This is a genomic window from uncultured Duncaniella sp. (assembly GCF_910578445.1).
Lineage (GTDB): Bacteria > Bacteroidota > Bacteroidia > Bacteroidales > Muribaculaceae > Duncaniella.
On the sequence record NZ_CAJTQC010000001.1, the window covers coordinates 147,874 to 161,198 of the forward strand.

Sequence of the window (13,325 nt, forward strand, 5' to 3'; positions counted from 1 at the left end):
AGTGAATATAAAAGATTTAGTAACCTCGACAAGAGCTTATAACCTACATTCTCACACTCAATTCTGTGACGGGCGCGCCGATATGGCGCGCTTTGTCGATGTGGCCATATCGGCAGGCATCAGACATCTCGGATTTACACCTCACTCGCCTATCCCGATTGATTCGCCATGCAACATGAAAAAAGAGGATGTCAAAGCATATTTCGACGAATTCAATCGTCTCAAAGGGATACATGCCGACCAAATAAATGTATATATATCGATGGAAATCGATTATCTGGGCGACATGTGGGGTGCAAGTCATGAATACTTTAAAAACCTCCCACTCGACTACAGGCTGAGCTCAATCCATTTCATACCCTCACAAGACGGTGAACTGATTGATGTCGACGGCAGTCCGTCGGGGTTTATAGAGAAAATGCAGAAATATTTCCACAACGACATCCGTTATGTCGTGGATACATTCTACAACCGCACAACCGACATGATTGAAAAAGGTGGCTTTGATATGATAGGCCACTTTGACAAAATCGGGTTCAACGCGTCGATATATCGTCCCGGAATCGAGGATGAAGCATGGTATCGGAAGCATATCGACAATATAATCGACCTCGTCGCCGCGAGACCACTCGTTGTCGAGGTCAACACCAAAGCATGGGACGCACCTGTCGGTAGCAATGACGAGGCCGTGAAGTCATATAATCCGCGTCTTTTCCCGTCAGCCCCCACTATCAGACGGCTTCATGAGGCAGGTGTCACTCTGGCTGTAAACAGCGACGTACATTACCCTCAGAGAATCCTTACCGGACGTGATGCTGCATTCAGAATTATCGATGCTATCTGACCACGCATTGCTCCAATTTTATCTTAAACGACAAAAGACTCCGCCATCGGAATATAAAATCCATGCGGAGTCTTTGTTCTTATTTTCGGTCCTGTCACCAAACCCATTTAATCGCCGAAAAGAGTCTTGCGGTCTCGCACAGCAGCATCTTTTACGATAGAGTCAGGTATGAATTTCCAGTTAGGAGATATGTCAGGCGAAATCGAACCACGTTTTTCAATTTCCTTGATAAGATAGAAACGCAGATCCTTGTCGGTAGACGATATGATGCGTGACTTCAATTCGTTGTGCGGGATGCCAGCTCCTTTAGTCAGAAGGTCACCACCTCCATTACCACGATAAAGAATTGACAGCAACCTTATAAGTCTTGTCAAAATCAAAGGGAGTGCCATCAGCCATAGACGTAATCGTGATTTTTTCACCTTGTGGCTTGGTAACATCTACGGTGTAGTTGATTCCCGAGGCCGAGTCAAAGTTATAGGATGGATTGAGAAGTTTCGCATAGTCACCTTTTGCCGCCGTTCGCGAACCTGAGAACAGCAACAGATTGTCATCGGCCGACTTCATGACATCAGTCCATAACGAATAGCTCATCTCCAGATAGTTTTTCAGTTCACGTCCTGTCATTTCTATAGTGTAGAGCATATTCTCGTATTTATAGAGAGTGAACATGTCGCTCATCCGCAAGTCGCCTTTCCTGATCACAGCATCGAACGAAAGAGGAGCTGCAAGCGAGATTTCAGCCCCTGAAATCGCCAATTGCAAATCATGGAGAAGCTGCATGAAGGCCGATGGACCGAAGTAAGCATCACGAACCGAGAAATTGCCTTCGGATGTCCCGATTTTCCTATTCACAAAATCAAGAATCTCATTTCGTTCAGCATCAAACTTTGCCATGAAAGCTGAATCGGGCTCAATCTCATCAAGTGATATCAGCTGCCCGCTGACTTTTTTACCGATTACTTTGCCATTATCATCGAGAGTGAATGTCACATTTCCCTCGGCAAGATGATTTGCATTGTTTGCAGGATTGAGGATTACAGCCGGGCTGTCAACTTTTTCATTCGCCGGGGAGTTGAACAGAGTGTGATCATGCCCCATAAATATGAAATCAAAACCGGGCACTTGCTCTGCGACAAGAAGAGATGCGTTTTCACGCCATTCACCTGTCATTTTTGAAGAGTCATGCCCCGAATGGAACAGGCCGACAAGCAAATCAGGTTGCTCATTTTTCATTATATATGGAACCCACTTCGCGGCAGACTCAACCATATCCTCAAATTCCAGACCCTCCCACAATGTTTCAGGAAGCCACGCCGGTATGGCAGGAGTGATTAAACCAAGGACGGCAATCTTTATGCCATTCTTATCCAAAATAGCATAAGGCTGCAGATAAGGATTGCCGGTGGTCTTATCAATCACATTTGCGCCAAGAAGAGGCAAGCGGCCAAGATCCTTACGATAGCGGTCATAGACAGCATGGCCGGTCTCAACATCATGATTCCCGATAGTCTCGGCATCGTATGCAAGATAGTTCAGCATACGGGCTGTGAGGTGAGGGACATCTGTCTTGATGAAATTATAATAATATGCAGTAGGCTGCCCCTGCAATATGTCTCCATTGTCGAGCAGTATGACCCTGTCGCGTCCCAAAGAATCACGCAATTCATTCACACGGGTGGCAACACGCGCGAGAGAGCCATCGCCCGGTGAAAGGGTTATGAAATTATATGGGAAATAATTTCCATGTACGTCAGAAGTAACCGCTATTTTAAGCGTTAGCTCCTTGCCCAGACCTGAAGCCGGGGCAAGGAGTGATGAAGCAATAGCCATTGCCAGAAAAAACTTTTTCAAATTCTAATATGTCTGTATTTGGTTGATAGACTTACCATGTCAATCTCTGTCAAGGATTAGGGCCTGTATAGATAGCCCTAACCTTTCCTACCGGGAGAGAACCTGCGACTTTAAGAGGAATCCGCTGGCCGTCAGTTGAAATCCATCCGGAAATAGGCTGAGAACTCTCAACCCCTTTGCGAGTGAAAGTGAAGTTGATATAGTAAGCCGGGAATGAACGTCCGTTTAGCGAAACACTTTGTCTTCCCTTATATGTGATTTTTAATTTTTCTTTCTTCGAGCCTGAAAAAATATTTACAACCACATTCTGACCAATCGACATGTTGTCAAAATCCAAAGTCCGGAGATAGAAGAAGGAACTTAACATATCGACTGTCATTCCTTGGGCCTCAAGCTGTATGGTCGAAGTAGTGATTGACGCTCCGGCCGCTTTTCGTTTATATCGGACCGCATCAGCATAAAATGTGTTTCCGTCATGCCTGAAATTCAACACATCTTTTTTATATTTTCCGTTTTCATGAGCGATATATGTATATGACACCGGATAGAAACCATCCTTTGTCATTGTCGAGTAAAGAGTGTCACGCAACATATATATCTTATTTGCCCATGGTGCATTTTCAGCAAATACAGATGCCCGGTATAAATCACCATCGTTCCGAAGGGTCATAGTAGCATAGCCGGCCACTTTGTTAATGAACCCCCACTTGTACATGACATCATATGTCAATGTCTCATCAAGCAGAGAAACAGGTGTGGCAGCTGTGGCACAATCAGCAAACAGAAAAAGGCCTAATGCGGCGGCCAGAATTTTTGATTTCATAACTGTTAAAATCTAAATCAGTCACTTGATAGCTCCCGGAAAGGAAGCACAGAACGATATGACTGCTCTATACGCTTATTACGCCAGCATTTACGGCAAACAGCGATATAACGGTCATCACCACCAATCTCGACCTGCTCTCCCTCCTCAACAAAATCACCGTGGCGGTCAATTCGAGCGTTGATTATAGTCTTTCGTCCACAGGTACATGTCGATTTTATCTCATCAATCGTATCGGCAATCTCAAATAACCGACGCGAGCCTTCAAACAGATTGCTTTGGAAATCCGTCCGCAAACCGTAACAAATCACGTTGCTACCGAAATCATCGACAACCCGAGACAATTGGTCGACCTGATCACGTGTCAGAAACTGAGCCTCGTCGACAAGAAACCAGTCAATCACTGCCATTGATTCCTCAAAAAGTTGCTGAGCCATATCATAGAGATCGGTATCATGGTAAATCCATTTGCATTCACGCTGAATGCCGATACGCGATTTGATGACATTTGTCAGGTCTCTTGTGTCAACGACAGGTTTGAGACAGACATATTTCATGCGACGTTCTTCGAAATTATAAGCTGTGGTCAGAAGCAAGGCCGTTTTAGCAGAGCCCATTGTGCCATAGCGAAAGTATAACTTACCTTTTCTGTTCATTACTCAATAGTAATTTTATATGCCGGATGTAGACATGTTATTGATTCTTTACGCAGGCAAAGGTAAGTAAATTTTTCTTATTGTGCTGCTCCCTGACGAGTAAAGACACAATCCATCTTTCCGATTTCAAACTTCAACAACGGGCCTTTGACCTTTACATCGTCGAGATGACGGAAAGAAGCATAGCGGTTCTCAAGAGCCCGCTTCATGCTTGCTCCTATCGTTGCAGCCACCGACGGACGGATTGAATCGATTTTAGGAGTATCACTACCGGTAAGCACGTTACCTTCAACTACAAGTGTTGACGGGTCTACATCTATTGTAAGAGACTGAGGGTTGAGAGACAGGGCAATTTCATCATCGTCAATCACTGTCCATGTCCCGGATATAGTAGACTTAGCAGTCGCTGTCAAACTGAGAGGCTCTACAAGTCCTGCATCGGCCACAACCTGTGTAGACGCAGAAATCATCCCCACAATCACCACCGATCCACCGTGGCTACCTTTTGCAACAACCGTCCCATCCGATAAGAAATCGAATGTTTCGAGTATAGTGGCCGTAACGACTGAATTGTCAGTGAAATTTTCAGGCGTACCGGTCCAAGCGCCTTGCACTTGACTTGCAAGACGTGCGTTATCGTTACATGAAACCAATGCCAAGGCCGCAAACAGGCATGCTGATGTAATAAATTTTTTCATTATGTCACTATTTTGTTATTTTAATTTCGATTAACTATTTTTACAAATAACGTTCAGAGATGTAAATTAGTTTCATCGCATTGAAAAAAATTTCGTAATTTTGTAAATCATAAACCCTACTTCAAACCACTTTTAAATATTAACAACGTGAGTGTCAATAAAGTTATACTAATCGGAAATGTCGGAAACGACCCGGAGATACGTTACATCGAAACGCGTCCGATAGCGAGTTTCAGACTGGCGACAAACGAGAGGGAAAGGACAAGACCCGACGGGACCAAAATCCCCGAACGGACAGAATGGCATTCTATAATAATGTGGGATTCAGCAGCGGAATTTGCGGAAAAATACATACGTAGAGGCTCTCGTCTTTACGTAGAGGGGAAAATACGCTATCGTATATGGGAAGACCGCAACGCCATCAAACGTAACGTCACAGAAATATATGTCGATAATTTTGAGCTGTTAGGCAGTAAATAGATTATATCAACGAAGGCTAAAGGCTTAACAAGTGTAGATATTAGTCAACACGCCTTTACAGTCAATCAAACAGGGACGGGTAAGAATCTTGTTTTGTTGAAGTCTGGATGATTGCAGAACCAATCGGACGATGCTTTAGGACTATGTTGTGGTGCTGAGTCCAACCCTGAGTACTATTACGAATACGTAATGTGACAACTCCTTTTGCATCATCAGTCTGAGCCTTGACATGGCGGAATACATCCCCTATCGAGGCCGCGCCACAGAGGCTTGTGGAAAGCAGAGTCACACCACTGCTGAGAGCTGTGACATAGAGAAGGTCGGTTTTGTTGATTGCAGTTGCCATAACAGAGAGTTTTTTAATATTACGTCAGTCATACAGTAGCTATCTCACTGTAATGCAAAGATAGCGCTGCGCCCGGGCAATAGTTATGCTCAAGTAACAAAATAAATGCTAAAACGTGGTGGTTTATGTGTAAAAACCAATGAACTACAATTGCACCTCGGATGTTTGAATAAAAGCAACTCTAAATTTATGAGAAAATTTATTCACGTTTTAGCTATCACCTGTGGGATTCTGACGGGCTCAGCCCAAACAGTCATCGCCCAAAACTCAAACCGGGAATTCTTGAGGAGCAGTCTGCCTGACCGATGGATATATTCCTCCGAGATGGAGCAGACTCTCCCAAGCGATGACAAATGGTGGAAAAATTTCAATGACCCGATGCTCGACTCTCTGATATCAGTCGGGATTGACAACAACTTCAATGTTCTGACTGCTATCCATCGGATAGATATGGCCAAAGCACAGGTCAAAAGCGCGCAAGCCGGATTTTATCCCGCAATAGATTTAAGCGCAGGATACAATCAGGCACGCACAGCCGGCGCTATCGGAGGGAATCATGTCCATTCGACTAATTCAAGTTATTTCAACCTCGGGGCAAACGTCAATTGGGAAATTGATGTCTTCGGAAAAGTCGCGGCCGGTGTCAAAAACAAAAAAGCTCTTTATCAGGCAAGTAAAGCCGACTATGTGGCAACCATGGTAAGCCTGTCGGCTGAAATAGCGACCTATTATTTCAACTTGCTCACATTCCAGCGTCAACTCTATGTCACTAAAGAGCATCTCGCATCACAAAATCAGGTGGTGGAGATTGCAAAGGCCAGATTTGAAGCCGGCCTTGTCTCAAAACTTGATGTCGCACAGGCTCTGACGGTCTACTATTCCACCGAAGCCACACTTCCTCAACTCGAGACATCTATCAAACAAACAATCAACGCACTTGCTATACTCTTAGGCGTGTATCCCGAATCCCTTCTGCCAAAACTTGAAACAGAGAGGCCAATGCCTGACTACAGGCAGCTTGTCCCCAGCGGTATTCCGGCCAATCTGCTACGACGCCGACCAGATGTCGTAGCTGCCGAATATGAACTTGCAGCCTATGCCGCCGAACTCGGAATCGCCAAAAAGGATTTTCTTCCAACTCTCTCGTTAAGCGGATCGGTAGGAGTCGCAGCCCACAATGCCGGTGACCTATTCAAAAGCAACAGTCTCGAATATAGCATCGCCCCTACCCTGTCATGGACGTTGTTTGACGGGTTTGCAAGAAAATATGCCGTCGCCGAAGCAAAGGAACAAATGAAAATCGGCATTGAGAACTACAATCAGACCGTAATGACAGCCATACAGGAGGTCGACAATGCAATGGTGGCCTACTCATCGTCACTCAAATCCATCGACAGCTACACAAAAGTAATCGAACAATGCGATGAATCGTTCCATCTCTCGGTAGATGCCTATAAAGAGGGGCTGACATCCTTCACAAATGTCGTTGACGCCCAAATCAACAGCTTCACATATGCCAACTCTCTGATTTCAGCCAAAGGCGACGCTCTCGTCAATCTTGTCGATTTATACAAAGCTCTCGGCGGCTCACCGACAGAATGACTTTTTCCTCATCCTAACATCACGTAATAACCGAACTACTATTATGAATATCAATCTGACATTGGCAGCATTAGCCGCCGGAATACTTGTCACAGCTTGTGGCGGAAATAAAGAAGGAAAAGCTGAACAAACAGGGCTAACAGTCGATGTGGCTCTCCCTGAAATAGATTCGGTCACACTTAGTACGACCTATCCCGGAGAATTGAAAGCCTTCAGCCAAGTAGATGTCGTCGGTCGAGTAAACGGCCAGCTACTTTCTCAAAATTATACTGACGGTGATTTTGTAAAAAAAGGAGACGTGCTTTTCCGCATAGAGGACGGCAAGTATCGCGATGCCGTACAGCAGGCAGACGCCGCACTGACAACCGCAATCAGTTCACGCGACTATGCACAGAGCCATTACGAAGCCGTCAAAAAAGCATCGTTAAGTGATGCAGTGTCAAAAATGGAAGTCAATCAGGCCGAAAGCAGTCTCCGTCAGGCTGAAGCAAGCATAAAAAATGCACAGGCAGCCCTCGAATCCGCACAAACCAATCTCAGTTATTGCACGATTGTCGCCCCTATATCTGGAGTGGCATCTGCCGGGACAATGAATATCGGCAACTATATCAATGGCGAAGGAGCCCCTGTCAAAATGACGACCATATATGACACCTCCACCCTTACCGCTCATTTCGCCGTCGGCAGCGAGCATGAAGCGGAAATAACCAATGCTGACGTTTCTTCATTAAAACATATCCCGCTGAGTTTCGCTGATTCCGTCGATCATAAATATTACGGAGATATGAGCTACGTTGCCCCGGCTCTCGAAACATCGACAGGAACACTCGACATGAGATGTAACATCAAGAATACACATAACGAATTACGTCCCGGCATGTTCGTTAAAATCGACCTGCCATATAAAAATGTATCTGACGCAATACTTGTCAAAGACGCATCAATCAGCACCGACCAGTTAGGAAAGTATCTCTATGTTGTCAACGATTCAGACATGATAGTCTATACCCCTATTAAAGTCGGACCACTTTATCGAGATTCGCTGCGCGTCGTAACATCCGGCCTCAGTCCTAAATCAAGATATGTTACAAAAGCTCTACTGAAAGTCAGAAACGGCATGAAAGTCACCCCACACCTAATCAAATAGGTTTTAATGATTCATACACGGCAGTAGCACCTGAGGCAGATATTGCCGCCACTTTACAAACAATTAGAGCATAAAACCATGTTTTCAAGATTTTTTATCGACCGTCCAATATTCGCCACTGTCTTAGCGATTATCATGGTGCTTGTAGGTCTGATGACTGTCAAAAGCCTGCCCATATCTCAATATCCGGATATCACACCTCCGACCGTCATGGTGTCGGCCGTTTATCCGGGCGCTGATGCCGCGACAGTCGCCAAAGTAGTCGGAGCGCCGATTGAAGAACAGATCAACGGCGTAGAGGGTATGATGTACATGAGTTCAAATTCAAGCGACGGATCATACAGCCTCACAGTAACATTCGAGAATGGCACAGACCTTGACGAAGCTACCGTAAAGGTGCAGAACCGCATTTCTTTAGCCGAAGCCACTCTACCGACCTCGGTAAAAGAGCAAGGCGTATCGGTCATGTCGGAGTCATCCAACATCATATTGTTCATCGCGCTCGAAGGAGATGACAGTGGCCGTTATGATGCCCTTTATCTTACAAATTACGCACAACTCAACATAATCGATGAGCTGGCACGAATCGATGGTGTCGGAGGAGCAGGAGCATTCGGCGCAGGCAAATACAGCATGCGCATCTGGCTCGACCCTGACAAAATGCGACATTACAACCTGACCCCTGCTGATGTCAGTGCGATAATCCAATCACAGAACCTTGAAGTATCAGCCGGCAGCGTCGGAACTCCGCCTGTCAACAACAATGTCGAATTCGAATTCACCCTGACTTCTCAGGGACAGCTCAAGACAGCCGAAGAATTCTCAAATATTATCATACGGACAGGTGAAAACGGAGGCTTACTCCGTTTGAAGGATATTGCAAAGGTCGAACTTGGCAGCCAAAGTTATTCCGGCATATCCCATGTGTCGGGAAAAGAAGCCGGGCTTATAGGCGTGCAGCAATTGCCCGGAGCTAACGCGCTTGATGTTGCAAAAAAGGTCAAAGCAAAAATGGAAGAACTATCGGAATATTTCCCCGCCGGAGTCCATTACAGCGTTATACTTGACACCACATCGTTTGTCACAGCATCAATTGACGAGGTTTTGGTCACATTCGTAGAGACGACCATCATTGTTATGCTCGTAATCCTGATATTCCTACAAAGCTGGCGTGCTGTCATCATCCCCATGATTGCAATCCCCGTGTCGCTGATTGCAACATTCGCTGTCATGAAACTGCTCGGATTCTCGCTTAACACACTTACGCTTTTTGGCCTCGTACTCGCCATAGCCATCGTGGTCGACGATGCGATTGTCGTGGTCGAAGACTGCGCACGACTTGTACAGGAGGGGAAGCTGACTCCACGCCAGAGCGCTGAAAAAGCTATGGTCGAATTGCAAGGGCCGGTGATAGGCGAAGTGCTTGTGCTTCTGTCCGTATTTATCCCTACCGCATTCATCAGCGGAATTACCGGTGAATTATACAAACAATTCGCATTGACAATCGCCACTTCCGTAGCCTTTTCAGGATTCAATGCTCTCACGTTCACCCCTGCAATGTGTGCGCTATTTCTTAGAAAAAAAGAAAATCCTAATCCACACTTTTTTCTATACAAATGGTTTAACAAGGGTTATGGCGTTGTAATAAAGGGATATACCGGTCAGATTGGGAAACTGCTGCGACATCCGGTCATGGCTATCAGCATATACTTTGCCATCTGTGCAATCGCATTCTGGGGCTTTATCAAACTGCCCTCAAGCTATATCCCGCAGGAAGATATGGGATATTTCATGACTTCCATACAACTGCCGACAGGCGCATCTCTTGACCGTACAGATAAAATTGTGACAGAACTGTCTGATAAAATCAAAAATATCGAAGAGGTAAAAGATGTGATTTCTATCTCAGGCCAGTCCATGATGGGCGGAGGCTCAGGCGGCAATATGGGCTCTCTGTTCGTCGTGCTAAAGCCGTGGAATGAACGCCGTGGAAAATCACACGACGTTGATGCCGTCATTGCAAAGGTGAATGAGATAGCCTCGACCTATCAGGAGCCAATCGTATTTTCGGTCAATCCACCCGCGATTCCGGGTCTCGGCATGACATCCGGAATGGAAATGCAAATTCTCGACATCAATAATCTCGGGGCACAAGCCATCCAGCAGACAATCCAGTCAATGAAGGACATGGCAGCTAAAGATGAGCGTCTGGCACAGCTCACCACTCAGTTTCAGGCAGGAGTGCCGCAATATAGAATCAATGTCGACCGCGACAAAGCCAAACTTATGGGACTGACCATCGAAAATATCTATGGCACACTCGCCGAATTCATGGGAGGCAGCTATGTGAATGATTTCGTTGAATTCGGACGCACATATCAGGTCAACATGAGCGGTGACAGTGATACAAGAAGTACGGTTGAAAAAATCCCTAATTTGACCGTCAGGAATTCCGAAGGGCAGATGGTCCCATTCTCGTCTTTTGCTTCGATAGAGCCGACCATCGGACAGTCTACCGTAAGCCGGTATAACATGTATACTTCAGCATCCGTCACAGGCACACCCGCTTCACATGTTTCAAGCGAGGATGCAATCATGGCAATGGAAGAAATTCTTAAGAATGCTGTAGGTGACCGCTTTGCATACGCATGGACAGGCGAAGCCTTTCAGGAGACACAATCAGGAACGACAATTTCATTCGTACTGCTCTTTGCAATCGTAATTACAATTCTCGTTCTTGCCGCACAGTATGAAAGCTGGACCGATCCTCTTGCCGTCGTGATTTCAATGCCGACAGCAATACTTGGAACCGTGATCGGATGTCTGTTTCTATCACAGTCGATTTCAATTTACACACAAATCGGCATCATCCTGCTGCTCGGACTTTCTGCCAAAAATGCGATTCTGATTGTGGAGTATGCAAGAGATTTCCACAAAGGAGGACAAGACATCCGACAAGCGGCACTGGATGCAGGCCGGATACGTTTCCGTCCAATCATGATGACAGCATTCGCATTTGTATTCGGTGTTCTCCCGATGCTGTTTGCGACAGGTGCAGGAGCGCAATCACGAATAGCTCTTGGAACGGCTGTTGTTTTCGGTATGGCAATCAACGCCATTGTCGGCACTCTTTTTGTCCCCGGGTTCTGGGAGCTGCTTGAAAATTTCAGGGAGAAATATCTGTCAAAAATCTTTGCAGGCTCTACACAAAACTCCACCACTGAAACGACAGCACCCGTAACCGGTGACAAAAAAGATGAAACACACATATAATCGAGCCGTCCACAAAGCCTAATAACGAGTTGAATCTCCCGTCGAAAGCTAAAATGCAGCCGACGGGAGATATTTGTTATTTATTTTAGGATTTTTTTGTACCTTTGTCGTTCAAATGACTATAATATGACAATGGCGTCAAAGACACGCGAAAGACTCTTGGATGTTGCGCGTCAACTCTTTGCCAGCAATGGTGTCGAGAAGACCACAATGAACGACATTGCCACCGCTTCTGACAAGGGGCGGCGCACCATCTACACATATTTCAAAAACAAGAAGGAGATCTACGATGCTGTCATTGAACGCGAAAGCGAAGCTATTGTCATGAAACTTAAGGCCGTAGTCATGTCTGACCTCGAACCGGCTGAAAAATTCGAACGTTTTCTTGAAGCTCGGTTCGACATTGTCGAGGAAACCATCAAAGCCTCCGCTACAAGCCAGATACTCTCCTACATCACCCTTGACTATAAACGGCTTGAACGCATCAGGACTCTTGCTGTCGCAAAAGAACAGCTTTTGATTTCAAGAATGATTAACGAGGGAATCGCCAAAGGAGTTTTCGACCCGGTGCAGGCCCACTTGCTCCCGGAGGTCTATCAGATGATATTCCAAGGTGTGGACTATTGCCATTTGAGCGGCAATTTCTCACAATTCAATTTTACGGTGTCCGACATCCGTGAGTCGACCATCAAATTTCTTATCAATACGATAATCAAAAAGAACCATTAATATAGTTAACTAAAATAACGACTATCAGACAAATGAAATTACTTGAAGGAAAAGTAGCGCTCATCACCGGAGCCGCCCGCGGAATCGGAAAGAGCATCGCTGTCAAGTTTGCACAGGAAGGTGCAGACATCGCATTTACAGACCTCAATCGTGATGAAAACATGGAAGCTACCGAGAAGGAACTCGAAGCCCTCGGTGTAAAAGCAAAAGGATATGCCTCAAACGCAGCCGACTTCACTCAGACAGAAGAAGTCGTAGGAAAAATCAAAGAGGATTTCGGCCACATTGATATTCTCGTAAACAACGCAGGCATCACCAAAGACGGCCTTATGATGCGTATGTCAGAAGCTCAATGGGATGCAGTCATTGCCGTGAACCTTAAGAGCGCATTCAATTTCATCCATGCGGTTCTCCCCATCATGATGCGTCAGCGTCAGGGCTCGATCATCAACATGGCATCTGTCGTAGGTGTGCATGGCAACGCAGGCCAGTCAAACTATGCGGCTTCAAAGGCAGGTCTTATCGCCCTTGCAAAGAGTATCGCACAGGAAGTCGGCTCACGTGGCATCCGCGCCAACGCAATCGCCCCCGGCTTCATCGAAACTGCCATGACTGCCGCACTTCCCGAAGATGTACGTAAGGAATGGGCGCTCAAGATACCCCTGCGCCGTGCCGGTCAAGTGGAAGATATCGCTAATGTCGCAACCTTCCTTGCATCCGACATGTCAAGCTACATCTCCGGCCAGGTTATTCAGGTCGACGGTGGCATGAACATGTAATAGTCCGACAACGTTTCACTGACATAAGGGATGGCAGATTGCCTGAATGCAATCCGATTCTCTTATGTCATTAACATTATCAACAGTAGACCCT

General features: G+C 45.9%; 13 protein-coding genes. 7 read left to right on the forward strand and 6 right to left on the reverse strand.

Annotated elements, in window-relative coordinates:
• The first annotated feature begins 1 nt into the window (after position 1).
• On the forward strand, positions 2-844 hold the full coding sequence (locus QZ311_RS00580) for a histidinol-phosphatase (RefSeq protein ID WP_297062771.1): 843 nt from the start codon (positions 2-4) through the stop codon (positions 842-844).
• 107 nt (positions 845-951) lie between these two features.
• Here QZ311_RS00580 and QZ311_RS00585 read toward each other — a convergent pair whose 3' ends face one another.
• The 5 genes from QZ311_RS00585 to QZ311_RS00605 all read right to left on the reverse strand — a co-directional run bounded on the left by QZ311_RS00585 (position 952) and on the right by QZ311_RS00605 (position 4,875).
• Entirely contained in the window at positions 952-1,200 is a 249-nt protein-coding gene (locus QZ311_RS00585) for a hypothetical protein (protein WP_297062773.1), read from the reverse strand.
• The gene (locus QZ311_RS00590; RefSeq protein WP_297062774.1) at positions 1,175-2,698 is read right to left on the reverse strand and encodes a bifunctional UDP-sugar hydrolase/5'-nucleotidase; all 1,524 of its coding nucleotides are present in this window, start codon (positions 2,696-2,698) and stop codon (positions 1,175-1,177) included. The genes QZ311_RS00585 and QZ311_RS00590 overlap by 26 nt, the downstream gene beginning before the upstream one ends.
• Before the next feature lie 49 nt (positions 2,699-2,747).
• A complete protein-coding gene (locus QZ311_RS00595) occupies positions 2,748-3,521 on the reverse strand; it encodes a DUF3108 domain-containing protein (RefSeq protein ID WP_297062776.1) in 774 nt (257 codons plus the stop codon).
• A gap of 17 nt (positions 3,522-3,538) precedes the next feature.
• Positions 3,539-4,177 (reverse strand): thymidine kinase, encoded by a 639-nt coding sequence (locus QZ311_RS00600; protein WP_297062778.1) that lies wholly within the window; start codon positions 4,175-4,177, stop codon positions 3,539-3,541.
• A 77-nt stretch (positions 4,178-4,254) separates the two neighbouring features.
• Entirely contained in the window at positions 4,255-4,875 is a 621-nt protein-coding gene (locus QZ311_RS00605) for a hypothetical protein (protein ID WP_297062780.1), read from the reverse strand.
• Positions 4,876-5,022: 147 nt separating this feature from the next.
• Here QZ311_RS00605 and ssb point away from each other — a divergent pair, with 147 nt between their 5' ends.
• The gene (ssb, locus tag QZ311_RS00610) at positions 5,023-5,355 is read left to right on the forward strand and encodes a single-stranded DNA-binding protein (protein WP_297062782.1); all 333 of its coding nucleotides are present in this window, start codon (positions 5,023-5,025) and stop codon (positions 5,353-5,355) included.
• Positions 5,356-5,416: 61 nt separating this feature from the next.
• Here the strand turns inward: ssb and QZ311_RS00615 are convergent, their stop codons facing one another.
• Complete coding sequence (locus QZ311_RS00615; protein ID WP_297062785.1) at positions 5,417-5,701, reverse strand: hypothetical protein; 285 nt, start codon at positions 5,699-5,701, stop codon at positions 5,417-5,419.
• A gap of 189 nt (positions 5,702-5,890) precedes the next feature.
• Between QZ311_RS00615 and QZ311_RS00620 the strand changes: the two genes are divergently transcribed.
• From QZ311_RS00620 to fabG, 5 genes are all read left to right on the forward strand, one after another.
• The gene (locus QZ311_RS00620) at positions 5,891-7,303 is read left to right on the forward strand and encodes a TolC family protein (protein WP_297062787.1); all 1,413 of its coding nucleotides are present in this window, start codon (positions 5,891-5,893) and stop codon (positions 7,301-7,303) included.
• A 43-nt stretch (positions 7,304-7,346) separates the two neighbouring features.
• Positions 7,347-8,450, forward strand: a complete 1,104-nt coding sequence (locus QZ311_RS00625; RefSeq protein ID WP_297062789.1) for an efflux RND transporter periplasmic adaptor subunit — start codon at positions 7,347-7,349, stop codon at positions 8,448-8,450.
• A gap of 78 nt (positions 8,451-8,528) precedes the next feature.
• Positions 8,529-11,723 (forward strand): multidrug efflux RND transporter permease subunit, encoded by a 3,195-nt coding sequence (locus QZ311_RS00630; protein ID WP_297062790.1) that lies wholly within the window; start codon positions 8,529-8,531, stop codon positions 11,721-11,723.
• Positions 11,724-11,849: 126 nt separating this feature from the next.
• Entirely contained in the window at positions 11,850-12,452 is a 603-nt protein-coding gene (locus QZ311_RS00635; protein WP_363323584.1) for a TetR/AcrR family transcriptional regulator, read from the forward strand.
• Positions 12,453-12,484: 32 nt separating this feature from the next.
• Positions 12,485-13,231 carry a 3-oxoacyl-[acyl-carrier-protein] reductase gene (gene fabG, locus QZ311_RS00640; protein ID WP_297062794.1) on the forward strand — a complete coding sequence of 249 codons (747 nt, stop codon included), beginning with the start codon at positions 12,485-12,487 and terminating at the stop codon, positions 13,229-13,231.
• The last annotated feature ends 94 nt before the right edge of the window (positions 13,232-13,325 follow it).

Bases quoted from the DNA above. Each gene is read 5' to 3' on its own strand.
- QZ311_RS00595 (WP_297062776.1), bottom strand. From the start codon at position 3,521: ATGAAATCAAAAATTCTGGCCGCCGCATTAGGCCTTTTTCTGTTTGCT.
- QZ311_RS00600 (WP_297062778.1), bottom strand. From the start codon at position 4,177: ATGAACAGAAAAGGTAAGTTATACTTTCGCTATGGCACAATGGGCTCT.
- QZ311_RS00605 (WP_297062780.1), bottom strand. From the start codon at position 4,875: ATGAAAAAATTTATTACATCAGCATGCCTGTTTGCGGCCTTGGCATTG.
- QZ311_RS00615 (WP_297062785.1), bottom strand. From the start codon at position 5,701: ATGGCAACTGCAATCAACAAAACCGACCTTCTCTATGTCACAGCTCTC.
- QZ311_RS00620 (WP_297062787.1), top strand. From the start codon at position 5,891: ATGAGAAAATTTATTCACGTTTTAGCTATCACCTGTGGGATTCTGACG.
- QZ311_RS00625 (WP_297062789.1), top strand. From the start codon at position 7,347: ATGAATATCAATCTGACATTGGCAGCATTAGCCGCCGGAATACTTGTC.
- QZ311_RS00630 (WP_297062790.1), top strand. From the start codon at position 8,529: ATGTTTTCAAGATTTTTTATCGACCGTCCAATATTCGCCACTGTCTTA.
- QZ311_RS00635 (WP_363323584.1), top strand. From the start codon at position 11,850: ATGACAATGGCGTCAAAGACACGCGAAAGACTCTTGGATGTTGCGCGT.
- fabG (WP_297062794.1), top strand. From the start codon at position 12,485: ATGAAATTACTTGAAGGAAAAGTAGCGCTCATCACCGGAGCCGCCCGC.